The following is a 23,093-nucleotide window of genomic DNA, read 5'->3' as shown; positions in this document are numbered from 1 at the left end:
AGCTACCGCGGACGGTGCTGGAGCAGGCGGAACAGGGTCAGCCACTGCTCGGGCCAGACCAGCCCGACGGGCGTGTCCGGGTCGAGCCGCAGCGCCCGGAACGCACCCGAGACGCGGCGCGGGTCGTACCGGCGACACAGCGACGCATGCAGCGAGCCGCCGACCCCGCTGAACCCGAGCTCCACGAACCCCGCGTAGCCGCGGGCCGGGGCGAGCGGTTGCGGGCGGCGGGTCAGCCGCAGGATGCCGCCGTCGACCCGGGGCACGGGCCGGAACGCCCCACGAGGCACCCGCCCCGCGAGCCGCCAGTCCCACCACGGCCAGGTCGCGATCGTGAGGCGGCTCCAGCGGCCGTAGTCGCCGGTGCGTTTGCGGGCGTACTCCAGCTGGGTGAGCAGCGTCGCGCCGGTCAGCCCGGGAGCGTGCAGGCACCAGTCGACGACGGCGGACGTCAGCGCGTACGGGATGTTGCCGACGACCGCGAACGGTCCCGCCGGCGGCCGCGCGGCGAGGAAGTCCGCGACCCGGACGGTGACGCCGTCGCGGGCCGGCAGGGCCGCCGTCAGGGCCGCCGCCAGGTCCGGGTCGACCTCGTAGGCGATCACCCGGCGGCACCGCTCGGCGAGCGCGGCGGTGAGGTGCCCGCGGCCCGCCCCGACCTCGACGACGAGCGTCGACGGGTCGAGCCCGGCGGCGTCGACGAGCCGGTGGATCGCGGTGGGTGCGGTGAGCAGGTTCTGGCCGTACACGCGACGGCTGCGAGAATGAGCGGATGGCGCCATGACCGTGGTCCCGTCTGCCGCCCCGACGAAGGGCGGCGAACACGGACAGGCGGCATCGCGGCCCGTCCGTTTCCGAAGATGGACTCGGAGGGCCCTGGCGCGACTCGGGTGGCGACGCCCTACAAGGTGTGCGTCACACCTGGCGGACCAGGGCGCGACGCCGGGCGCGCAGGCGCATGGCCGGCACGGCCGACATCGCCGCCGCCGCGAGGAGAGCATGCGTCATGGTCATCGCCGCAACATATCCGAGCCGCCCACCCCGGTGCACGCGGTTTTCGCCGGAACCGGCAGCCGGGTGGTTCACAGGCGGCCCGCTTCGGTGATGCGCTGCAGGAACTGGCGGGTGCGGGGTTCCCGCGGGGCGCCGAACACCTGCTCCGGCGGGCCTTCCTCGACGACGACACCGCCGTCGAGGAAGCAGACCCGGTCGGCGACCTGCCGGGCGAAGCTCATCTCGTGGGTGGCGATCACCATCGTGACGCCGTCGGTCTTCAGGTCACGGATGAGGGCGAGGACCTCCCCCACCAGCTCCGGGTCGAGGGCGGAGGTGACCTCGTCGAGCAGCAGCAGCCGCGGGTCGTTGACGAGGGCGCGGACGATCGCGACCCGCTGCTGCTGGCCGCCGGAGAGCCGGTCGGGGTAGGCGCGGGCCTTGCCGGCGAGACCGACCCGCTCCAGCAGCGCGAGGGCCTTCGCCTCGGCTTCCCGCGCCGGCAGCTTGTGCACGTGCCGCGGCGCGAGCGTCACGTTGTCCAGGACGCTCAGGTGCGGGAACAGGTTGAACGCCTGGAAGACGATGCCGATGCGGCGGCGGACCTTGTCCGGGTCGGCGCGCGGGTCGGTGATGTCCTCACCGTCGAGGTGGATGGTGCCGTCGTCGACCTGTTCGAGGAGATTGACGCAGCGCAGCAGCGTCGACTTGCCGGAGCCGGAGGCGCCGATGAGCGCGACGACCTCATGCTCGGCGACGTCGAGGGACACCCCGCGCAGCACCGGATTGCCGTTGAACAGCTTGTGCACGCCGTTGATGGACAGCAGGGTCACAGCCGGTTGTCTCCTGACTGGCGGCGGGCGGCGCGCAGCGTGACCCAGTCGGTGACGGCGACGACGGGGATCGCCAGCAGCACGAACAGGACCCCGGCGACGACGTACGGGGTGTAGTTGTAGGACCCGGCGGTCTCGATCTGCGCGGCCCGGATCGCGTCGATCGGCCCGGCGAGGGAGATCAGCCCGACGTCCTTCTGCATCGCGACCAGGTCGTTGAGCAGCGGCGGCGCGACCCGCCGCACCGCCTGCGGCAGCACCACGTGCCGCATCGTCTGCCGGTAGTTGAGGCCGAGGGACCGGGCGGCGGCCCGCTGCGACGGGTGCACCGACTCGATGCCGGCGCGGAACACCTCGGCGATGTAGCCGCCGTACGTGAGCACGATCGCGATCCCGCCGAGCACGAGCACCGACGGGGTGCCGCTCAGCCGCAGCCCCGGCACCCCGAACGCGAACAGGTACAGCGTCACGATCAGCGGCAGCCCGCGGAACGTGTACGTGTAGCCGGCGGCGAGCGCCCGCAACGGGAAGAACACCGCGGGCCGGACAGTGCGCAGGGTCGCGATGCCGAGACCGAGCAGCACCGCCGCGACCGCGCAGACGACGAGCAGCCGCACATTGAGCCACAGGCCGCGCAGCACCGCCGGCAACGAGTCACGGGCGGCGTCCACCGACAGGAAGCTGGCACGGAACCGGTGCCAGCCCGGCGCGCCGGTGACCGCCGCGTACAGCAGAACCCCCACGACCAGCGTGGACACGGCCGCGACCGCCACCGACAGGATCGTCTGCCGGCGGCGGTACGCGTCCCGTTCCAGCTGCAACGGGCTGGGCTTGAACGTCATCAGCTGAGCTTCGGCGCGCCCTGCACCGACGACAACCACTTGTCGGTCAGCGTCTTGAGGGTGCCGTCACCGCGCAACGCGTCGACGGCCTGGCTGACGCAGCCGGTCAGCGACGAACCCTTGTCGAGCACGAGACCGAACTGCTCCGGAGTGCCGGACGGCTGCGGCAGCTGCCCGACGATCTGCGCGTCGGTGATCTCGGCGCCGGTGATGTAGAACGCCGTCGGCAGGTCCACGACGAGCCCGTCGATCTGCCCGTTCTGCAGGGCCTTCTTCGCGTCGTCGTTGTTGTTGTACACCTGCGGCTGCGCCGACGGCTGCACCACCTCGGTGATCGACCGGTAGCTGGTGGTGCCGACCTGCGCGCCGAGCTTGGCGCCCTTCAGGTCCGCGACGCTCTTCGCCCCGGCGATCTTCGAGGTCTTCAACGCGATCACGGTCTGCGTCACGTCATAGTACGGGGCGGAGAAGTCGACGGCCTGCTTACGCTCGTCGGTGATGGAGAACTCGTTGACGTCGAAGTCGAACGTCTTCTTGCCCGGGGCAATCGCGTTGTTGAACGTGACCCGGGTCCACACGACCTGGTCCTTGCTGTAGCCGAGCTTCGTGGCGACGGCGTACGCGACCGCGGACTCGAAGCCCTCACCGGACTCGGGTTTGTTGTCCTTGAACCACGGCTCGTAGACGGGTTCGTCGGTCGCGATCGTGAGCTTGCCCGCGGCGACCGTCTTGAGGTTCGCCGGGTCACAGGTCGCTGTGCCGGGGCTGGCGCCGCTCGAGGCGGCCGGGGATGCAGTGTCGTCGTCGGCCGGTGCGCAGCCGGCAGCGGCGGCGAGGGCCGCGGTGAGACCCGCGGCGAGGAGGAGGGTCCTGGAGCGCATGGCGGCGATCGTACCCACCTGACCGGTAGGAAATGGATCTACCGTGTGTCGGATCACGGCAACGGTGTGGCCCGGCGCGGCATCAGCAGCACCGCGCCGGCGCCGAGGACCGCGACGCAGGCCAGGGCGATGAACACGTGGTGTGTCGCCGCATACAGGCTGCCCCGCGCGTACTCCAGGACCGCCGGCTGGGTGCCGTTGCCCTTCAGCACCACGTCGGTCGCGTCGGCGCCGCCGAGCCGCTCCCGCACACCGGGCGGCGCGGCCGCGAACCGCCGGTCGAGGGTCGTGTTGGCGATCGCGCCGAACACCGCCCCGCCGACGGCGCTGCCGATCGACCGGAAGAACATGTTCGTGCCGGTGACGACACCCCGCCGGTCCCAGCCGACCACCGACTGCAGCGCGACGAGCGTCGGGCTCGACGTCAGCCCGAGCCCGACGCCGATGACGAAACAGGCGACCGTCAGCCAGCCGATGCCGGTGTACCGGCCGAGCACCGCACACATGACGCTCCCGGCGACGATGACCGCGCCACCCGCCAGGGACGTGTCACGGAACCCGATGCGCAGGTAGAGCCGGCCGGAGAGGGTCGCGGCGATCGGCCAGCCCAGCGACATCGCCGCGACGACGAACCCGGCGCCGACGGCGCTCGCCCCCAGCACACCCTGCGCGAGGCTCGGCACGAACGAGGTGAGCCCGATCAGCAACGCGCCGACGACCAGCGCGACGAGGTTGCCACCGACCAGGATCCGGTGCCGGAACACCCACAGCGGCAGGACCGGCTCGGCGGCCCGGCGCTCCACGAACCAGAACGCGACCATGAGCACGGCACCACCGGAGAAGATCGCCACGCTCGGCACCGACGTCCACGCCCACGTGATGCCGCCCTCCAGCGTGCCGAGGATCAGCAGCGTGCAGCCCGCGACCAGCAGCGACGCGCCCAGGTAGTCGATGCGGTGCTGGCGCCGCTCGACGCGCTCCTTGAGGTTGCGCACGAGCATCCACACCGCGGCCAGCCCGACCGGGATGTTCACGAAGAAGATCCACCGCCACGACAGGTAGTCCGCGAACACACCACCGATGGCCGGACCGATCACCGACGACACGCCCCACACCCCGGCGACGTACCCCTGGACCCTGGCCCGCTCCTCCACCGTGTACAGGTCACCGATGATCGTCATGCTCATCGGCTGGATCGCGCCGGCGCCGACGCCCTGCACCGCCCGGAACACGATCAGCGTCAGCATGCTCCACGCGAACCCGCACAGCACCGACCCGACCAGGAACGCGGCGATCCCGGCGAACATCACCGGGCGGCGGCCGACGACGTCCGCCAGCTTCCCGTACAGCGGCGTCGTCACCGCCGCGGTCAGCAGGTACACCGAGAACAGCCACGGGAACTGCGAGAACCCGCCGAGGTCCCGGACGACGGACGGCACGGCGGTCGCGATGATCGTGCTGTCGAGCGCGACGAGCCCGGTGGTCAGCATCACCGAGGCCAGGACCGGTCCACGCTCCGAACGCAGGCCCACCGCCGTCCGGGGCGTGAAAGTGGCGTCGACCATGCACACACCTTACGACCGGCGGGCGGCTCCGGCGCTGTACGCCGTCGCGTGGCCCGCCGGTCGTGAGGTCCGTCTCTCTGCGACGCCTCTCTGCGACGCCTCTCTGCGGCGTCTCTCTGCGGCGTCTCTCTGCGGCGTCTCTCTGCGGCGTCTCTCTATGCGACGCGGACCGGTTCCGGTGTGGTGATCCTGGCCCGTTCGATGACCCGCAGGCCGGCGAACGCCATCACCGCCAGCATCGGCAGGGTCCCCACCGCCGGGAGGATCGGTGTGTCGTACGGCATGAGCAGCAGCCCGGCGTAGCCCAGGACGATCCCGCCCAGCGACCACCAGCCGATGACACCGGCCCGCGCCAGCCCGACGAACGTGAGCAGCAGCGCCAGCGACACCAGCGGGCCGGGGCTGAACGCCAGCTGCTGCGCGGGGTGCGCCAGCACCTTGTCCGACAGCGCCACCGCCTGCTCGACCGGCAGGTTCCGGCCGATCTCCATGTGGAACCAGTCCGACAGCAGCGCCCCGGACATCTCGGTCAGGAACAGCGCCCCGAGCAGCGCCCCGACGAGCGTCATGACGCTGCCGCGGCGCCCCCGCACGAGCAGCGGCAGCGCCAGCATCCCGACGCCCATCAGCAGGTTGCCGTAGTGCAGCAGCAGCGCCGACAGCTGCGTCTGGAACGGGTCGGCGGCCAACGACTGCAGGTATGAGGCCTTGTCGTCGCCGGTGCTCGGCGGGGACGTGGCAAGGCCGGCGAAGAAGAGGACAGCACCGGCGATCAGCGACGTGCCGGCGGCGTATGGAAGGACCCGGTGGGCCGTGGTTGCGTGTTCGTTCATGCCGCAAACGCTATGGTCCGGCCCTCCCCACGGTCTGCTGTCCGGCGTCTCGACCCGCGTCCGCCGCGCGACGGACACGGCACCGTCACGCTGTCCGCCGCACGGCCGACCCGGGGCCCTGAACTGCGGCAATAGGATCAACCCATGCACCGCACGCTCGCGCGCCGGGCCGCCCTGCTTCCCTGGGCCGCCGCCGTCACCCTCGCGGTCATCGGCGTCGCCGAGATCCTCCTCGACAGCGCGTTCTCCGCCGCGCCGGCCGTGCCCGCCGCCGCGCTCGCCACCGTCGTCGCCGGCACCGCCCTCGCCGGCCGGTTCCCGATCGCCGGCTCCGCCGTCGTCGCCGCCGCGTTCCCGGTCGCGGTCGCCGGCGGGCTCAACGGCCCCACCGGCGCCGCCGTCCTCGGGTTCTTCCTCGCCCCCGGCTGGGCCGGCTACCAGCGCGCGGCCTCCTGGCCACCCGCTACGTCGCGGCCGTCCCGGTTCTGGTCGGCCGGCTCCCGGCCCGCGCGGTTCGCCTTCTGGTCGGCCGGCTCCCGGCCCGCGCGGTTCGCCTTCTGGTCGGCCGGCTCCCGGCCCGCGCGGTTCGCCTTCTGGTCGGTCGGGTCCTGGCCCGCGCCGCTCGCCGCGCAGCTCATGGCGAGCCTCGGCACGTGGATCGCCGGCCGCGCCGCCGGATCCACGGTCGGCGGGCTCGCCGCCATGGCCTGGGAGAACCTGTTCTTCGGCCTGCTGTGCTGGGGCGCCTGGGGCGTCGGCCTCCTCGCCCGCCGGCTCCAGGACCGCGCCGAACTCCTCGCCCGGCTCACCACCGCCCTCGACGCCGAACGCGACGCCCGCGAGCACGCGATCGTCGCCGAGGAACGGCAGCGGATCGCCCGCGACATGCACGACGCCGTCGCCCACTCGATCAGCGTCATGGTCCTGCAGCTCGGCGCCGTCCGCGCTACCCTCCCGGCCGGCACACCACAGGCAGAGATGCTGCAGGGCGTCGAACGGCTCGGCCGCGAATCCGTCCGCGAGCTGCACACCCTCGTCGGCATCCTCCGCGACACACCCGACCTGCTCGTCGCCCAGCCGTCCATCGCCCGCGCCGAGGAACTGGTCGCGCAGCTGCGCGCCGCCGGGCTGCCCGTCGAACTGACCGTCGACGGCGACCTCACCGGCGTCCCCCGCGCCCAGGACATCTCCGCCTACCGGGTCCTGCAGGAGGCATTGACCAACGTCCTGCGCCACGCCGGCACCGCCGCGACCAGCGTCCACCTGCACCGGGCAACGGACCGCCTGACCCTCACCGTCGACAACGTCCTGCCCTCCACCGCCCCCGAGCCCGCCACCGCTCCGGACGGGGGCGGGCACGGGCTCATCGGGATGCGTGAACGGATCGCCGTCTTCTCCGGCACCCTCACCGCCGGCGCGCGACCCGGCGGGTTCACCGTCCGGGCGTCGTTCCCCCTCGGTACCGCATCATGATCCGCGTCGTGGTCGTCGACGACGAAGCGATGATCCGCGCCGGACTGCGCATGCTCCTGGACCACCAGCCCGACATCGAGGTCGTCGGCGAGGCCGCCGACGGGGTCCGCGCCCTCGACGAGGTCCGCCGCACCAACCCCGACGTCGTCCTCCTCGACGTCCGCATGCCCCACGGCGACGGCATCGAGGCCGCCGGCCACATCCTCGCCGCCGGCCCGACCAAGGTGATCATCCTGACCACCTTCGACGACGACGAGGCAGTCCGCCGGGCGCTACGCCTCGGGGTCAGCGGCTTCCTGCTCAAGGTCGCCCCACCCGAACAGCTCGTCCACGCCGTCCGGACCGTCGCCGCCGGCCAGGCGCTGCTCGACCCCGCCGTGACGCTACGGGTCATCGCCTCCTACGCCGCCTCCCCCGTCGCCGACCCCCGCGCCGCCGCGCAGCTCGCCACGCTCACCGAACGCGAGGTCGACGTGCTGCGCCTCGTCGCCCGCGGCCGCTCCAACGCGGAGATCGCCGCATCGCTGTTCCTCGGCGAGGCGACCGTGAAGACGTACGTCTCCCGCATGCTCACCAAGCTCGACCTCCGCGACCGCGTCCAGGCCGTGGCGTTCGCCTACGAAAGCGGCCTGATCCGCCCCGGCGCCGCCTAATGACCCACCCCGGCGCACCACCCCCGCCTCGTACGCGAACACGACGATCTGCACCCGATCCCGCAGCCCCAGCTTCATCAGCAGCCGCCCCACGTGGGTCTTCACCGTCGCCTCCGACAGCGACAGGACCGCCGCGACCTCCAGGTTGGACCGGCCGCGGGCCACCTCGACGAGCACCTCCCGCTCCCGGACGGTCAACCCCTCCAGCAGTCGCTCCGCCTCCGACACCTCGCCCGCCGGGTCCGGCAGGTGCCCCGCGAACGCGTCGATCAACCGCCGCGTCACCCGCGGCGCGACGACCGCGTCCCCCGCCGCGACCGACCGGATCGCCCCCGTCAGGTCCGCCGGCTGCACGTCCTTGAGCAGGAACCCGCTGGCACCCGCCCGCAGCGCCGCCCACACGTACTCGTCCAGGTCGAACGTCGTCAGCACCAGAATCCGCGCCGCCGACCCCGACCCCACGATGCCACGGGTCGCCTCGATCCCGTCCGCCACCGGCATCCGCACGTCCATGAGCACCACGTCGGGCGCGAGCGCCGCGGCCATCGCCACCGCCTGCACGCCGTCCCCCGCCTCCCCGACCACGTCCAGGTCCGGCTGCGTCGACAGGATCATCCTGAACCCGAGCCGCAGCAACGGCTGGTCGTCCACCAGCAACACCCTGATGCTCACGCCCCGCCACCCCCTCCCCCACGCCCCGCCACGCCGCTTGCCGGGCCGCTCGTCGGGTCGCCGGCCCGCACAGCCGCCTGTGTCGTGCCACCGCGGTCGACGATCGTCTCGCTCGCTGGACCCCCGCTCGCCGGGCCGTCCTCTGCCAGACGACCGCTCGCCGGGCCGTCCTTTGCCCGACCACTCACCAGGCTGTCCTTTGCCGGGCCACTCACCAGGCTGTCCTTTGGCCGATCACTCACCAGGCCGTCCTTTGCCGGACCATCCACCAGGCTGTCCTTTGCCGGACCATCCACCGGGCTGTCCTTTGCCGGGCCACCGCTCGCCGGACTTCCGCCCGCTGGGCCACCGCTTGCGCGACGACCGCTCGCGGGGGCGCTGATTGCCGGGGCATCGCTTGCCGGGTCGCCGTGGAGGGTCGCGCGGACGGACCAGCCCGGGGCGCCGGTGCGTGGACCGGCCGCGAACCGGCCTCCGTACGCCGCCGCTCTCGCCGCCATGCCGGTCATGCCCCTGCCACCGGACTGCCCGCCGCCGCGCGGGGCGCTCGTGCCGTCGTCGGTGACCTCGAGCTCGACGCGGTCGCCGGTGTACCGCACCCGCACCCCCGACCGGCTCGAAGCACCCGCGTGCTTGAGCACGTTGGTGAGCGCCTCCTGGACGATCCGGTACACCGCGAGCTCCACGCCGGGCCCCAGCCGACCCGGCACGCCCTCGGTGGTGACCTCGACGTGGAGGCCCGCCGCCCGTACGCCGGCGATGAGCGCATCCAGATCCGCCAATCCCGGCTGCGGGCTCGCCGCCACATCACCGGCACCGCCCGCGCCCCCGGACGCGGCGGCCCGGGTGTCCTCGTGCAGCAGCCCGAGAACGCGACGCATCTCCCCGAGCGCCTGCCGGCCGGTGCCCGACACGTGCCGCATCGCCGTCACCGCCTCGCCCGGCGACGACGCCGCCGTCAACGTCGCCGCATCGGCGAGCGTCACCATCACCGACAGGTGGTGCGCCACGATGTCGTGCATGTCCCGCGCGATCCTGGCCCGCTCCGCGGCGACGGCGATCTCGGCCCGCTGGTCACGGTCGCGTTCGAGACGCCAGGCCCGGTCCTCCAGCTCGGCCAGGTACGCCCGCCGGGTCCGCACCACCAACCCCAGCAACACCACCGCGGTCAACCCGAACGTCACGAACCCCACCGCCGTCCACCGCGGCCCCGCCGAGAACGACGCCGTGAGCGCCAGCGACCCGACCACCACGACCACCGGCACGAGCCGCCGCAGCACCGCGTGCCGCGCAACGGTGTACACCCCGATGGCGATCACCGCCTCCGGATGCAGCCCTTCGACCCTGACCCCGACGACCACCAGCCCGAGGACCGCGAGCCCGAGCACCGCCCAGCACACCAGCACCGGCGCCGCCCGCCGCCAGACCAGCAGCAGATGAACCCCCACGTAGAACGCCACCCCGGCCGCCCCGGCCCCGGCGAGCGCCCGGTCCGCGTTGACCAGCCCGACCCCGGCAGCGAGCGCACCGTCGACCCAGCGCGGGTGCCGCACCACGAACCCCCGCACCCCGCCGAACCACCGCGCCCCCACCCCCGCCACCCCGGCCGCGACCCGGTCCCGCACCACCGGCGGCTCCCGTTCCACCATCCGATCCCCCTCCCCGGACCTCATCGTGCCGCCCCAGCACCCGCACCGATGCCCCGGCCGAGAGCCAACGACTGCCGCAGCCCCACGATCGTCCCGCCCCAGCACCCGCGCTGACACCTCCGCCGAGAGCCAACGACTCACGCAGACCCACGATCGTCCCGCCCCCAGCACCCGCACCGACGCCTCCGCCGAGAGCCGACGACTCACGCAGACCCACGATCGTCCTGCCCTACCCGGTACCACCGCCCCCCTGCTGCGCCGACGAGGCGCACGACCAGAATCGCCCCGCCGCCCCGCGACCGCCGACCCCGCCAACTAACGGTGCCCCGGCCCGAACGGTCCCGCCGCACCTCGCCCCCGCCCCGACGGAGCAACGACGGCACGACCAGCACTGCTCCCCCGCTCATCGCCCGACCCGGCCACGCACCAACGCCACCAACAGCACCGCCGCTCCTGCCAAGCCCGGCCGAGCGACGACGGCACGACCAACACCGCTCCTCGCTCAATGCCCCGACCCAGCCACGCAACGAGGACACCAACAGCACCGCCGCTCCTACCAGACACCGGCCAAGCAAGGACGGCACGACCAACACCGCTCCTGCCAAGCCCGGCCGAGCAAGGACGGCACAACCAACACCGCTCCCCGCTCAAAGCCCCGACCCAGCCACGCAACGAGGACACCAACAGCACCGCCGCTCCTACCAGACACCGGCCAAGCAAGGACGGCACGACCAACACCGCTCCCCGCTCAATGCCCCGACCCAGCCACGCAACGAGGACACCAACAGCACCGCCGCTCCTACCAGACACCGGCCAAGCGGGGACGGCACGACCGACACCCCGCGCCCGCTGATGCCCGGCCCGGCCCAGCAATGAGACGCGACCAGCACCGCGCAGCGCCCGGCCCGGCCCGGCCACATGACAACGGCACGATCAGCACCCCTCCACCTCAGCTCCTGCCCCGACCCGGCAGAGCACGGCCGGCACAACCAGGACCGTTTCCGCCCCACTCACGCCTGACCCAGCCGGGCGACGGCACGACGGGGACCGCTGCGCCTCGCCCCGGCCCGACGGACGGAGCAGTGACGGCACGACCAGGACCGCTCCCCCACATCGCCCAGACCCAGCCACGCGACGACGACACCAGCGGCACCGCCGCTCCTACCAGCCCCGGTCGAGCGACAACGGCACGGCCAGGACCGTTTCCGCCCCACTCACGCCCGACCCGGACATCTCCGTGACCACCTGGCGAGCGCCGCCCCGCCGACGCCGGCCGGGCATCAGCGGGGCATGACGGCGACCGCCGCGGCCCCGCTGATGGCCGGCCACGCGCAGCGATGAGGCGCGACCACGCCTCTCCGCCCCGCTCACTGCCCGGCCCGCCCCGGTGGGCGAAGGGTGGCGTGGCGCGGACCGCGTCGCACCGCTGGGCGCGACCGGGCCGCAATGGCGTGCGGGTGGGGTCAGGCGTCCCTGCGTCGCAGGACGAGGGTGCCGGCGAGCAGTAACAGCGCGACCCAGCCCGCCAGGACCAGGGCCGACACGGCCGGGGAGAAGGTCTTGAACGGGTTTCCGGAGCCGTCGACGCTGTACATGGCCTGGGCGGCGACCGTCGGCACGAAGCGCATGACGTCGTCGGCGCGGTCGGCGGGCAGCGCGGCGCCGAGCAGCGCCGGGCCGACGAACATGGCGGCGACGAGCGCGGTGATCGCACCGGCGGAGTGGCGCAGCAGCGTGCCGACGCCGAGGCCGAGCAGGCCGGTGAGGACGAGACCCGCCGCGGCGCCCGCGACCGCCCGCGGCACCTGCGGGTCGCCGAGCGACGCGCCGTCGGCGCCCAGGAACGCCTGGCACACCAGGAACGACCCGAGGCACACCACCGTCATCAGCGGCACCGTGAGCGCCGCCTGGGCGACGGCCTTCGCGCAGACGACGGGCCAGCGGCGCGGGACCGCGGTCAGGGTGGAGCGGATGGACCCGGTGCCGTATTCACCGGTCATCTGCAGGACGCCGAACACGCCGACGACGAGCACGACGAAGTCGACGGGCAGGAAACCGGCGCTGACGGCCCTGGCCACGTCGGGTGCACCGCCGCCACCGAGGACGGAACGGTGCACGCCATAGCCGACCGCGCCGGCGAGGCCGACGGTGACGACGGCCATGACGCCGAGGGTGAGCCAGGTCGAGCGCAGCGACAGCAGCTTGCTCCACTCGGAGCGCAGCACGCGCGGAAACGTGAGCCTCATCGGTATTCGACCTCCGATCCGGTGAGCTCCATGTAGGCCTCCTCCAGGGACGCACGGCGCGGGGTGAGCTCGTGCAGGGCGATGCCGGCGGCGCGCGCGACGTCACCGATGTGCTCGGCGGTGGCGGCGGTGACGTGCAGCAGGCCGGGCTCGACGCCGGTGACGACGGCGCCGGTGGCGGTCAGGGCGTCGCGCAGCGCCGTGGCGTCGGGCGAGCGGACCACGACCGTGCCGACCGCGACCCGGGCGATCAGCTCGGCGACGGTGGTGTCCGCGAGGAGCCGGCCCCGGCCGACGATGACGAGGTGCTCGGCGGTGACCGCCATCTCGCTCATCAGGTGGCTGGACACCAGCACCGTGCGCCCCTCCGCGGCGAGGTCCTTCAACAGGTTGCGGATCCACAGGACTCCGTCGGGGTCCAGCCCGTTGACCGGCTCGTCGAGAATGATGACGGCGGGATCGCCGAGCAGCGCCGCGGCGATGCCGAGCCGCTGCCCCATGCCGAGGGAGAACCCGCCGGCGCGCCGGTGCGCCACGGGCTCCAGGCCGACCAGCCCGAGGACCTCCTCAACGCGGGTGGCGGGGATGCCGTGGGTGTGCGCGAGCGCCAGCAGGTGCCCGCGGGCCGACCGTCCCTTGTGGACGGAACGGGCGTCGAGCAGGACGCCCGCCTGCCGCAGCGGGTCGGGGTGGGCCCGGTACGGACGGCCGTTGACCGTCGCGGTGCCCGACGTCGGGTGGTCCAGCCCGACGATCATGCGCATGGTGGTGGACTTGCCGGCGCCGTTGGGCCCGAGGAACCCGGTGACCTGCCCGGGCTTCACGGCGAACGACAGTGCATCGACGGCGACGGTGCCGCCGTAGCGTTTGCTCAATGCCTGCGCCTCGATCATGCCCCGACGCTACGGCCGGTCACGGACCCGCGACGACAGTCTCAGGTAGCGACCCGAACCACGATCTCTCGTCCTCAGGTAGGACCCGCGTCCTACCCACAGACGACCCACTCTTGCTGTTTCAGCAAGCACCATTGCGGTTCACGCCAGGGCGACGGACGCTCGTGGCATGGACAACGACTACGACGTAGTGATCATCGGCGGCGGCGCGGCCGGCCTGAGCGCCGCGCTCACCCTGTCCCGGGCCCGCCGCCGGGTGCTGGTCATCGACGCCGGCGAGCCCCGCAACGCCCCCGCCGGCCACGTGCACAACTACCTCGGCCGGGAGAGCACGCCGCCGGCGGAGCTGCTGTCGACCGGACGGGCCGAGGTCCACCAGTACGGTGGCGAAATCCGCGACGGCGTCGTCACCGCCGTCACCGGTGCGTCGCCGAAGTTCACCGTCGAGACGGCGGACGGCCGGACCGTGTCGGCGCGGCGGATCCTCGCCACGACCGGCCTCGTCGACGAGCTGCCGGACATCCCGGGCCTCGCCGAGCATTGGGGCAGCCGGGTGCTGCACTGCCCGTACTGCCACGGCTGGGAGGTCAGGGACCGGCCGGTCGCCGTCCTCGCCACCACCGGCATGGCGGCCCACCAGGCGCTGCTGTGGCGGCAGTGGACCCCGCAGGTCACGCTGCTGCGGCACACCGCCCCCGCCCCGACCCCGGACGAGGTCGCGCGGCTGGACCGGCGCGGGATCCGGATCGTCGAGGGCGAGGTCGTCTCGTACGGCGCGGACGGCGCCCACCTCGCGGACGGCACCATCGTGCCGGTCGAGGCGCTGGTCGCGATGGGACGGGTGGCGGCACGGGCCGCGTTCCTCGAACCGCTGGGACTGGCGCCGGCCGCCTTCGAGGCGCACGGCGTGCCGCTGGGCACGCACCTCCCCTCCGGTCCCGCCGGAACCACCAGCGTCCCCGGGGTCTACCTGGCGGGCAACGTCACCGAGCCGATGGCCACGGTCATCGCCTCGGCCGCCGCCGGCGTCAGCACCGCCGGTCTGATCAACATGGATCTGGTACTGGAGGAAGCGGCGTGACCCGCGCTCGTTGAGGGTCTGCCCCGGCTGCGACTGGCGGCCGGGGTCACGTCGCGTTACGCTTCCTAGGACACTAGGTTCCAGTGTCTGGCATCGGACGGGGGTTACGGTGTGGCGGTGACCGCTGCGAATGAGGAGCGCGACGGCGTCGCGCTGACGAACCTCGATCAGACCCTGTTCGACGAGGCGGGAGCGACCAAGCGCGACCTGGTCGACTACCTCGACGCCGTCCGTTCGCAGATCATCCCGGCGCTGACGGGGCGTCCGCTGTCGGTGGTGCGGGTGCTGCGCGGCCAGGCGCCCTTCATGCAGAAGAACCTGCCGAAGTACACGCCCGACTGGGTGCCCCGGGTGACCGTCTGGGCCGAGTCGTCCAAGCGCAACGTCACCTACGGGCTGTGCGAGGACCGGCGGACCCTGCTCTGGTTCGCCAACCAGCGCTCCGTCGAGTTCCACCCGCTGCTGTCGAAGGCACCCGACTTCGCGCACACCACCCACATGATCCTCGACCTGGACCCGCCGGCGCCGGACGCGTTCGGGCTCGCGGTCGGCGCGGCCAGGCTGATCCGGGCCGTGCTCACCGACCTCGGCATGGACAGTGTGGTGAAGACGAGCGGCGCCAAGGGCCTGCACGTGTTCGTGCCCATCGACGCCCATGCGCCGATGGAGGACATCGCCGCCGCCACCCGCGCGGTCGCCGCCCGCGCCGCCCGGCTCGACCCGTCCCTCGCCACGACCGCCTTCATCCGCGAGGACCGCGAGGGCAAGGTCTTCCTCGACCCGACGAGGGTCGGCGGCGCGACGGTCGCCGCCGCGTACAGTCCACGGCTGCGCCCCGGCACGCCGGTCTCGTTCCCGGTCGCCTGGGACGACCTCGACGACGTCACGCCGGCCGACTTCACCGTCCACACCGTGCCCGCCCTCCTCGCCGGCGCCGACCCGTGGGCCGAGCGGATGCCACCCCCGCAACGACTCGACGCCGCCCTGATCGAGGAAGGCCACACGATCCCCGTGCCACGCGTGCAGGCGATGCACGAAGGCAAACGCCGCGCCAAGGCCAAGCGCGAAGCCACGGTGGAGCCCTGATGCCGATCGTCGTCGACGCGCCGCGCGAGGACTGGGCGGCCCAGGGCCTCGCGCTCGCCGCCCGACTCCTGCACGACCTGGCCCCGCACGCCGCCGCCGTCGAGCACATCGGCAGCACGTCGATCCCGGGCATGCCCGCCAAGCCGATCCTCGACCTGCAGGTCAGCGTGGCCGACCTCGACGCGCCGCTGGACGCCCCGCTGCAGGCCCTGGGCCTGTCCCGCATGCCGTTCGAGCGCGACCACGTGCCCGCCGGCCTGACCGACGACCCGGCCCGATGGACCAAGCGGATGTGGTCCGGCCCCGGCATCAACCTGCACGTCCGGCGCGCCGGCTCCCCGAACGAACGCCTGGCCCTGCTCTTCCGCGACTGGTTCCGCGCCCACCCCGCCGCCGTCCCGGCCTACGGCGCCTTCAAGTCCGCCCTCGCCGACGCCATCTCCGGCGCCCCCGACGCCCTCGGCGTCTACAGCGATGTCAAGGACCCTGTCGTCGACCTCGTCATCGTCGCGGCAGAGGAATGGGCCGCCGCCACCGGCTGGTCAGCGCACAACACCCACCAGCCATGAGCCCAGCCCCGCGACCTCGAGCCGCAACACCTCCGCACACCGATGCCTACCAGCCAGGCCGACGCGACGGCATCCGCGCATCGCTGAAGGTCCCCGCGAATCGCTGCACCGGCCACACCCGTCGCAGGGCCAGCCATCCCGAACACGACATCAGCCAACGCGATGCGAGGCCACCCAGCATCACGGAGCCGGGCATGCCGCCTGCGGAACCGGGCACTTCGAGCGTCAGGTCGGGGTGTGCTGGCCGAAGTTGGGCGTGCACTTCGGCAGGTTCTTCTGCATGAAGGGCGGCCGGCCCCGCAGCACCCGCACCACTGACAGCGGCCGCCCCGTCAGCGCCAGGCTGATCTGCGAACGGACGGCGTCGAGGTCGTCGACCAGGTCGCGATGACCGTCGTGCCGGGCAAACCGGTTCGTTGTCGTCAGCAGCCCTCCGCGTACATTGCGGGACTCGGGGCGAAGGTCAGGGCTCACCCTGGCGTGCTGGTGTCCGTCAGCTGAAGTCTGACGGTGTGAAGGCGCGGGGCTCGACTAAGACCAGCCAGTTGCCGGTGATGTCGCGCATGACGGCCTCCACGCCATACGGGCGGTCGGAGGGCTCCTGCAGGAACGTGACCCCCTTCGCGGACAGCTCCTCGAACGTCTTGTGGCAGTCGTCGACACGGAGGCCGAGCGCGCCCATCTGACCCTTCTCCAGCTGGCGGCGGACGAATGCGGCGGCCTCCTCGTCGAGCGGCGGGCCGGGGAGCATAAGGGTCACCTCCAGCTCAGGCTGGCTCGGGTGGCCGATCGTCAGCCAGCGGTAACCTTCACCCAACGTGACGTCGGTGCGGACCTCAAAGCCGAGCACGTCGACGTAGAAGTCGCGGGCTTTGTCCTGGTCGAGGCAGTACAGCGTGACAAGCGAAACGTTCGAGATCATGCGGACAACGTTACTGACCGTCAGCTTCGGGGTGCTTCTCCAGAATTGCGCGTCAGCACGCCGTTCATGAACAGGAAGCAGCCCGGGACGTGCGGATTGCCGAGGGCCGCCCAGCGGTCCCGGTAGGCGGTCGGGCTCTCGCCCACGATCGCGGTGAACTTGGAGGAGAACGAGCCGAGGCTGCTGAAGCCGACCAGCATGCAGATCTCGGTGACGGTCAGGTTGGCGGAGCGCAGCAGGTCCTGGGCGCGCTCGATCCGGCGGCGGGTCAGGTAACGCATGGGCGTCTCGCCATACGCCGACTCGAAGCTGCGCACGAAGTGGTACTTGGAGACGCACGCGACGGCGGCGACGGCGTCGAGGTCGAGGGGCTCGCGATAGTGCCGGTCGAGATGGTCCCGGGCACGGCGTAGATGCGGTAGGAGCTGCACGGGCACCACCCTGGTCGTCGTCATGCCAGCACCATAAACGGCAGTATCGAGCCCCATGACCCTACGTATTCACATGCCTCCTTTCCGTTAGAGGGGATGTGAATCATGCCCGGATTCGGCTACGTTGGCCGGGCAACGCGTTTTGCCGTTTGTTGTAAGGAGCGTTCAACGTGCCCCGACGCAGGTCCGTGGTCACGCTGCTGATCGCCTCGATGCTCGCCCTCACGGCGTGCGGGTCGGACAAGAAGCAGGACCACCAGGCCGCCCGGCCCGCCACCGGCGCCCCTTCCGCGACGGCGTCCGCGGACCCCACCCCGACAGCCGACGTGTCGCCGTCGACGGGCCCGTCCGCGTCGAAGTCACCGGCCGGGAAGCCGTCGCCGAAGGCGAGCGCGTCGACGGTGAAGGGGCCCGAGGGCACGTTCGTGATCCGCCCGCCGGGCTCCGGTCACGGCGCCGCCGGCTCGCAGAGCCGCACCGGGACGACCGCGGTCGCGTTGACGTTCGACGACGGGCCCGACCCGGTGAACACCCCGAAGATCCTCGACCTGCTGCGGGACAACGGCGTCAAGGCCACGTTCTGCCTGGTCGGCTTCCGCGCCCGGGACAACCCGGCCCTGGTGCGGCGGATCGCCGACGAGGGGCACACCCTGTGCAACCACTCGTGGCAGCACCTGACCAATCTCGCGAAGAAGGATCCCGGCTACATCGACTGGGACCTCAAGCGCACCAACGAGGCCATCCACGCCGCCGCCCCCGGCGCCCCGATCAAGTACTTCCGCGCGCCCGGCGGCAATTTCACCCCCGGCCTGATCGCGAAGGCGAAGGACCTGGGGATGGCGTCGATCTACTGGGACGTCGACCCCGCGGACTGGAACCACACGAAGGAGGCCGACGACGCCGCCCACATCAGGCGGGTCATCGCCGACGTGAAACAGCACGTCCGGCAGGGCTCGATCGTGCTGTCCCACGACAACAAGCAGCCCGACACGATCATCGCGTACCAGACGCTGCTGCCGTTCCTGAAGCAGTACTTCACGCTCGAGGCGCTCTGAGCACCTGGTGCAGCACCGTGTCGACGAGCGCCCCGCCGGTCACGGTCGCGGTCATGTAGGTGGCGTACGGCTGGCGCCTGCGGTCCGTCGGTGAGCCCGGGTTGAGCAGTCGCAGGCCGGCGGGTGTGACGGTGTCCCACGGGATGTGCGAGTGGCCGAAGACGAGCAGGTCCCGGCCCGGGAAGCGGGCGTCGCAGCGCTGCTCGCGGCCGGTCGCCGGGCCGGTCTCGTGCACGACGGCGACCCGGAGCCCGTCGAGGTCGACGTCGGCGACCTCGGGCAGCCTGGCCCGCAGCGCCGGACCGTCGTTGTTGCCGTACACACCGATCAGCCGCGCGCACCGGGCCTCGAACCGGTCCAGGAACGGCTCGTCGACCCAGTCACCGGCGTGGATGACGACGTCGGCGGCCTCGACCGCCGCCCACAGCTGGGCCGGCAGGTCACGCGCCCGCTGCGGTACATGGGTGTCGGCGACCAGCACGAGCCTCATCACGCCGACGCTACCGGGCGCATGAAAAAGCACCCCGGAGGTCCGGGGTGCTTCCCATGGCGGACTTACGCCTTGGTGACGACCGTGCCGACGATCTTGTCGCCCAGCGTCTGCTTCTTGGCGTCCCAGAGCGGGAAGAGCCAGCCGATGTAGCAGATGATGCTGTCGACGATGTGGGCGATGTCCCGCAGGAACGCCATGCCCGCGCCGATCGGCTGGCCGGTCTGCTCCTTGACCAGGTACAGGCCCAGCGCCTTCTTGCCCAGGCTCTGGCCCTTGCCGCCGAGGATCCAGCGGTTGTACACGATGTAGCCGAAGCCGAGCAGCGAGAACACGAAGTAGATCGGGCCGAGCGTGCCGTCGTCGTTGCGGCCGACGCCCGCGCCGATGCCGAACAGGAGCCAGGCGGGGATGTAGTCGACGATGAAGGCGCCGACCCGCACGGGCCACGTTGCGAGGTTCATGGAACTCCTTGGACGAGAAAAGTGGGGGTACTGCAACAACTTCCGGCTCAGGAGAACCCGAGCCGGTGCAACTGGAAGGCCCAGCTCATGGCTGCCGCCACGAGCATGACCCAGCCCATGCGCGATCGGGCCCTGCCGGACCACGGCACCGGGGCACCGACCACACCGACCTGGCGCAGCAGCAGCAGCGGTACCGTCACGGCGGTCACCGCCGCGACGCCCAGGATGGCCGGATTCGCCGCCGCCGAGGCCACGACGTGTCCGTGCACCAGCTCGACCGCGGCGGTGGTCAGACCGCAGGCCGGGCACGGGACGCCGGTGAAGGTGCGCAGCAGACACGGCGCACCGAGACCGGTGGATGCCGTGAACATCGGCCAGAACGCCGCGGCCACCGCGATACCGGCGCCGAGGGCGCCGATACGTTCGGGGACGGACAGCTGCGTGCGCACGTGACCTGCTCGATCGACGGTATGGGACCGCGATCGTATGGCACGGGATCAGGCCATCACCACCCCGTTAGCTCATCCGAACGACCGACATCTACGCCGAAGGTGGCTACATGAGTCACCCGATTTCGGTACACAGGCGGATGAAACGGGCGAGGACGCAATGATAACGATACGAAATATTTGCCTGATGGATGCGTATCAGGGCGCTCGGGTGATCCGGCATGCGCCTCGGCATGACATCCATCATGGGGTCGCGGGTGACGCCGGACAGATCCGCCGGGGTGGATGCCCGGCGATGCTTCTGGCATGACGAACGCAGCAGTCCAGTTGACCGGCCTCACGAAACGGTTCGGTGCCCTCACCGCTGTGGACGGGCTGGACCTCACGATCCGCCGCGGCGAGGTCGTCGCGCTCCTCGGCCCGAACGGCGCGGGCAAGTCCACGACGATCGACATGCTGCTCGGCCTCCTGCGCCCCGACGAGGGCACGGTCCTGCTCGACGGGCAGTCCCCGGCGAAGGCGATCGCGAAGGGCACGGTCGGCGCGCTGCTGCAGAGCGGCGGCCTGCTGCCGGACCTCACCGCGGGCGAGACGGTGCGCCTCACCGCCGCCCTGCAGCAGCGGTCGCGTCCGGTGCCGGAGGTCCTCGAACGCGCGGGGGTCGCCGAGTTCGCCAACCAGCGTGTCGGCGGTCTCTCCGGCGGGCAGCAGCAGCGCATCCGCTTCGCGATGGCCCTCGTCGCCGACCCCGACCTGCTGGTCCTCGACGAGCCGACGACCGGCATGGACGTCGAGACCCGTCGCGGGTTCTGGACGACGATGCGGCAGGAGACGGCGCAGGGGCGCACGGTGCTCTTCGCGACCCACTACCTCGACGAGGCCGACGCCTACGCCGACCGCATCGTGCTCCTGCGCTCCGGCCAGGTCATCGCCGACGGCACCGCCGCACAGATCAAGGCGGCCGTGACCGGCCGGACGATCCGCGCCACCCTCCCCGGCGCCGACCTCGTCGGCCTCGCCGCCCTGCCGGGCGTCGACCGGGTCGAGACCCGCGGCGACGTCGTCATGCTGCACTGCGACGACTCCGACACCGCCCTGCGGTCCCTGCTCAACTCCACCGACGCGCGCGAAGTCGAAGTCACCGCGCGCAACCTCGAAGACGCCTTCATCGCCCTCACCGCCGCCGGGAGCAGCAAGTGAACACGACCTACCTCCGCATGGAGATCGTCCGTCTCGTCCGTAACAAGCGCGTCGTCATCTTCTCGATGCTCATGCCGGCCCTGCTCCTGCTCATCATCGGCGGCGTGTCCGTCGGCGGCGACGCCGACGCCAAGAAGTACGTCATGGTCAGCATGGCCCTCTTCGGCGCCATGACGGCCGCCCTCACCAGCGGCAGCACCATCGCCGTCGAGCGCGGCCTCGGCTGGAACCGCACCCTGCGCCTCACGCCCCTGTCCCCCGGCGGGTACGTCGTCAACAAGGTCATCGTCGCGCTGCTCGTCGCCATCCCGCCGGCCCTCGTCACGTTCCTCGTCGGCGCCCTGGGCCTGCACATCCGGCTCACCGCGACCGAGTGGGTGCTGTGCTTCGTCGGCGCCTGGCTGTCCGCGCTGCCCTTCGCCGCGCTCGGCGTCGTCATCGGCTACCTCGCGAAGCCCGACGGCGTCCAGCAGGTCACCGCGCTGCTCAACCTGACCCTCGCCGCATTCGGCGGGCTCTGGGTGCCGGTCTCGCTCATGCCGGGCTTCATGCAGCAGATCGCGAAGCTGACCCCCTCCTACTGGACCGGGCAGGTCGCCCGCAGCCCGCTCGACCACGGCCACATCGACGTCCAGGCCATCCTGGTCCTCGGCGGCTGGACGCTCGTGCTGGCGCTCGTCGCGCTGCGCCGGTTCCGCGTCGACACCGCCCGCGCCTGAGTCGTCGGTACCGTGTCCGTCATGAGTGACCCAACCAGCCGCCGGTCCGCACCCAGGTTCTTCTGGCTGTGGGCCGCGGTCTGGCTGTTCTACATGGCCGGCCCCATCGGCGACGCCTGGCGCCGCCCGGAGGTCTGGGAGCGCGTCGCCGGCCTCGCCGCGGCGCTCGCCTTCTGCGCGCTCTACCTGATGTCCTTCGTCGCCGCCCGCGCCGCGATGCGACGCACCGGCGCCCCCATGGTCCTTCCCTCCGCGGCGTGGCGGCTCGGGGTCATGATCGCCCTCACCGCGGCGCTCACGCTCATCGTCGGCGAGTCGGGCCTCACGGCGCTGGTCTACGTCGGCGTCATGGCCGTGTTCTCGCTCGGCCCGCGCCTCGCCTGGACCGTCGTCTTCAGCGCCGCCGCGTGCGCCGCCGCCCTGCCGAAGCTCGTGCCCGGCTGGGACGGCGGCATCGACCTCACCTTCGCCGTCCTGGTCGCCGCCCTCGCCGTCTGGGGTGTCACCCGCTTCATGCAGCGCAACGCCCAGCTCGCCGAGGCCCGCGAGGAGATCACCCAGCTGGCCGTCGCCGCCGAACGCAACCGCTTCGCCCGCGACCTGCACGACCTCCTCGGCCACTCCCTCACCGTCGTGTCCGTGAAGAGCGAGCTCGCCGCCCGGCTGGTCCACATCGCCCCCGACCTCGCGGAGGCCGAGCTCACCGACATCCAGCGGCTCGTCCGCGAGGCCCTCGTCGACGTGCGTGCCGCCGTCTCCGGCTACCGCGAGATGTCCCTGGCGACGGAGCTCGCCTCGGCGCGCAGCGCCCTGGACGCCGCCGGCATCGAGGCCGAGGTGCCCCTCACCGCCGAGGCCGCCGACCCTGCCCGGCAGCAGCTCTTCGCCTGGGTCGTCCGCGAGGGCGTCACCAACGTGATCCGCCACAGCGACGCGAAACATTGCTGGATCCGCCTGGAGCACAACGCCGTCGAGATCAGCGACGACGGCCGCGGCCCCACCAGCCGCGCGCCGAGGCCGAAGAAGTGCCGGGTCGTGAACGAGACGGACGAATGGCTGGGCGTGATGCGGTAGGTGCCGACGGGCAGGAGCAC

23 protein-coding genes and 2 pseudogenes are annotated in these 23,093 nt (G+C 72.2%); 9 read left to right on the top strand and 16 right to left on the bottom strand.

Annotated features, from left to right (window positions below):
* Positions 1 to 2: 2 nt before the first annotated feature.
* From erm to AB0I21_RS13005, 6 genes are all read right to left on the bottom strand, one after another.
* A complete protein-coding gene (erm, locus tag AB0I21_RS13030; protein WP_360560796.1) occupies positions 3 to 782 on the bottom strand; it encodes an ErmE/ErmH/ErmO/ErmR family 23S rRNA (adenine(2058)-N(6))-methyltransferase in 780 nt (259 codons plus the stop codon).
* A 300-nt stretch (positions 783 to 1,082) separates the two neighbouring features.
* Positions 1,083 to 1,820, bottom strand: a complete 738-nt coding sequence (locus tag AB0I21_RS13025; RefSeq protein ID WP_344504444.1) for an amino acid ABC transporter ATP-binding protein — start codon at positions 1,818 to 1,820, stop codon at positions 1,083 to 1,085.
* A 2-nt stretch (positions 1,821 to 1,822) separates the two neighbouring features.
* Positions 1,823 to 2,668 (bottom strand): amino acid ABC transporter permease, encoded by an 846-nt coding sequence (locus AB0I21_RS13020; protein ID WP_360560794.1) that lies wholly within the window; start codon positions 2,666 to 2,668, stop codon positions 1,823 to 1,825.
* Positions 2,668 to 3,549 (bottom strand): ABC transporter substrate-binding protein, encoded by an 882-nt coding sequence (locus AB0I21_RS13015; RefSeq protein ID WP_344504319.1) that lies wholly within the window; start codon positions 3,547 to 3,549, stop codon positions 2,668 to 2,670. The genes AB0I21_RS13020 and AB0I21_RS13015 overlap by 1 nt, the downstream gene beginning before the upstream one ends.
* Before the next feature lie 53 nt (positions 3,550 to 3,602).
* Positions 3,603 to 5,114 (bottom strand): MDR family MFS transporter, encoded by a 1,512-nt coding sequence (locus AB0I21_RS13010; RefSeq protein ID WP_360560792.1) that lies wholly within the window; start codon positions 5,112 to 5,114, stop codon positions 3,603 to 3,605.
* 155 nt (positions 5,115 to 5,269) lie between these two features.
* Positions 5,270 to 5,947, bottom strand: coding sequence for a hypothetical protein (locus AB0I21_RS13005; RefSeq protein ID WP_360560790.1), 678 nt, complete (start codon positions 5,945 to 5,947; stop codon positions 5,270 to 5,272).
* A 144-nt stretch (positions 5,948 to 6,091) separates the two neighbouring features.
* Between AB0I21_RS13005 and AB0I21_RS13000 the strand changes: the two genes are divergently transcribed.
* Positions 6,092 to 7,420 carry a sensor histidine kinase gene (locus AB0I21_RS13000; protein WP_360560788.1) on the top strand — a complete coding sequence of 443 codons (1,329 nt, stop codon included), beginning with the start codon at positions 6,092 to 6,094 and terminating at the stop codon, positions 7,418 to 7,420.
* Entirely contained in the window at positions 7,417 to 8,073 is a 657-nt protein-coding gene (locus AB0I21_RS12995; protein WP_360560786.1) for a response regulator transcription factor, read from the top strand. Before AB0I21_RS13000 ends, AB0I21_RS12995 begins: the two co-directional genes overlap by 4 nt.
* Before the next feature lie 3 nt (positions 8,074 to 8,076).
* On the opposite strand, the pseudogene AB0I21_RS12990 reads toward AB0I21_RS12995, so the two are convergent.
* The 4 genes and pseudogenes from AB0I21_RS12990 to AB0I21_RS12975 all read right to left on the bottom strand — a co-directional run.
* Positions 8,077 to 8,745 (bottom strand): annotated as a pseudogene (locus AB0I21_RS12990) (response regulator transcription factor); the annotation flags it as partial.
* Positions 8,742 to 10,394, bottom strand: a complete 1,653-nt coding sequence (locus AB0I21_RS12985) for a histidine kinase (RefSeq protein ID WP_360560784.1) — start codon at positions 10,392 to 10,394, stop codon at positions 8,742 to 8,744. The pseudogene AB0I21_RS12990 and the gene AB0I21_RS12985, both read right to left, overlap by 4 nt.
* A 1,463-nt stretch (positions 10,395 to 11,857) precedes the next feature.
* Entirely contained in the window at positions 11,858 to 12,640 is a 783-nt protein-coding gene (locus AB0I21_RS12980) for an ABC transporter permease subunit (protein WP_360560782.1), read from the bottom strand.
* Positions 12,637 to 13,533 carry an ATP-binding cassette domain-containing protein gene (locus AB0I21_RS12975; RefSeq protein ID WP_360560780.1) on the bottom strand — a complete coding sequence of 299 codons (897 nt, stop codon included), beginning with the start codon at positions 13,531 to 13,533 and terminating at the stop codon, positions 12,637 to 12,639. The genes AB0I21_RS12980 and AB0I21_RS12975 overlap by 4 nt, the downstream gene beginning before the upstream one ends.
* 169 nt (positions 13,534 to 13,702) lie before the next feature.
* On the opposite strand from AB0I21_RS12975, the gene AB0I21_RS12970 reads away from it, so the two are divergent.
* The 3 genes from AB0I21_RS12970 to AB0I21_RS12960 all read left to right on the top strand — a co-directional run bounded on the left by AB0I21_RS12970 (position 13,703) and on the right by AB0I21_RS12960 (position 16,269).
* The gene (locus tag AB0I21_RS12970; protein WP_360560778.1) at positions 13,703 to 14,614 is read left to right on the top strand and encodes an NAD(P)/FAD-dependent oxidoreductase; all 912 of its coding nucleotides are present in this window, start codon (positions 13,703 to 13,705) and stop codon (positions 14,612 to 14,614) included.
* Between the two features lie 117 nt (positions 14,615 to 14,731).
* Positions 14,732 to 15,700, top strand: a complete 969-nt coding sequence (locus AB0I21_RS12965) for an ATP-dependent DNA ligase (RefSeq protein WP_360560776.1) — start codon at positions 14,732 to 14,734, stop codon at positions 15,698 to 15,700.
* Entirely contained in the window at positions 15,700 to 16,269 is a 570-nt protein-coding gene (locus AB0I21_RS12960) for a GrpB family protein (RefSeq protein ID WP_360560774.1), read from the top strand. Before AB0I21_RS12965 ends, AB0I21_RS12960 begins: the two co-directional genes overlap by 1 nt.
* A gap of 246 nt (positions 16,270 to 16,515) precedes the next feature.
* Here AB0I21_RS12960 and AB0I21_RS12955 read toward each other — a convergent pair.
* The 3 genes and pseudogenes from AB0I21_RS12955 to AB0I21_RS12945 form a co-directional block, all read right to left on the bottom strand.
* Positions 16,516 to 16,656 (bottom strand): annotated as a pseudogene (locus tag AB0I21_RS12955) (ATP-dependent DNA ligase); the annotation flags it as partial.
* A gap of 106 nt (positions 16,657 to 16,762) precedes the next feature.
* Complete coding sequence (locus AB0I21_RS12950) at positions 16,763 to 17,191, bottom strand: VOC family protein (RefSeq protein ID WP_344504307.1); 429 nt, start codon at positions 17,189 to 17,191, stop codon at positions 16,763 to 16,765.
* A 20-nt stretch (positions 17,192 to 17,211) separates the two neighbouring features.
* Positions 17,212 to 17,646, bottom strand: a complete 435-nt coding sequence (locus AB0I21_RS12945) for an AraC family transcriptional regulator (RefSeq protein ID WP_360560772.1) — start codon at positions 17,644 to 17,646, stop codon at positions 17,212 to 17,214.
* A 146-nt stretch (positions 17,647 to 17,792) separates the two neighbouring features.
* Here AB0I21_RS12945 and AB0I21_RS12940 point away from each other — a divergent pair, with 146 nt between their 5' ends.
* A complete protein-coding gene (locus AB0I21_RS12940; protein ID WP_360560770.1) occupies positions 17,793 to 18,677 on the top strand; it encodes a polysaccharide deacetylase family protein in 885 nt (294 codons plus the stop codon).
* On the opposite strand, the gene AB0I21_RS12935 is transcribed toward AB0I21_RS12940, so the two are convergent.
* The 3 genes from AB0I21_RS12935 to AB0I21_RS12925 form a co-directional block, all read right to left on the bottom strand.
* Positions 18,658 to 19,167 carry a metallophosphoesterase gene (locus AB0I21_RS12935; RefSeq protein WP_344504304.1) on the bottom strand — a complete coding sequence of 170 codons (510 nt, stop codon included), beginning with the start codon at positions 19,165 to 19,167 and terminating at the stop codon, positions 18,658 to 18,660. The two genes, AB0I21_RS12940 and AB0I21_RS12935, sit on opposite strands and share 20 nt — an antisense overlap.
* Before the next feature lie 65 nt (positions 19,168 to 19,232).
* A complete protein-coding gene (locus AB0I21_RS12930) occupies positions 19,233 to 19,631 on the bottom strand; it encodes an RDD family protein (protein ID WP_360560767.1) in 399 nt (132 codons plus the stop codon).
* A gap of 47 nt (positions 19,632 to 19,678) precedes the next feature.
* Positions 19,679 to 20,080 carry a DUF2752 domain-containing protein gene (locus tag AB0I21_RS12925; protein WP_360560765.1) on the bottom strand — a complete coding sequence of 134 codons (402 nt, stop codon included), beginning with the start codon at positions 20,078 to 20,080 and terminating at the stop codon, positions 19,679 to 19,681.
* 306 nt (positions 20,081 to 20,386) lie between these two features.
* Here AB0I21_RS12925 and AB0I21_RS12920 point away from each other — a divergent pair, with 306 nt between their 5' ends.
* Genes AB0I21_RS12920 through AB0I21_RS12910 form a run of 3 tightly spaced genes read left to right on the top strand, consistent with a single transcriptional unit; the run spans position 20,387 to position 23,073 of the window.
* Entirely contained in the window at positions 20,387 to 21,280 is an 894-nt protein-coding gene (locus AB0I21_RS12920) for an ABC transporter ATP-binding protein (protein ID WP_360560763.1), read from the top strand.
* Positions 21,277 to 21,999 (top strand): ABC transporter permease, encoded by a 723-nt coding sequence (locus AB0I21_RS12915; RefSeq protein WP_354898521.1) that lies wholly within the window; start codon positions 21,277 to 21,279, stop codon positions 21,997 to 21,999. The genes AB0I21_RS12920 and AB0I21_RS12915 overlap by 4 nt, the downstream gene beginning before the upstream one ends.
* Positions 22,000 to 22,020: 21 nt before the next feature.
* Positions 22,021 to 23,073, top strand: coding sequence for a histidine kinase (locus AB0I21_RS12910; protein WP_360560761.1), 1,053 nt, complete (start codon positions 22,021 to 22,023; stop codon positions 23,071 to 23,073).
* Positions 23,074 to 23,093 lie beyond the last annotated feature (20 nt).

The sequence above is a fragment of the Dactylosporangium sp. NPDC050588 genome (genome assembly GCF_040654975.1).
GTDB classification, from domain to species: Bacteria; Actinomycetota; Actinomycetes; order Mycobacteriales; family Micromonosporaceae; genus Dactylosporangium; species Dactylosporangium maewongense.
Note: the sequence above shows the minus strand (reverse complement) of the source record. Positions and strands in the feature narration are given on the sequence as shown.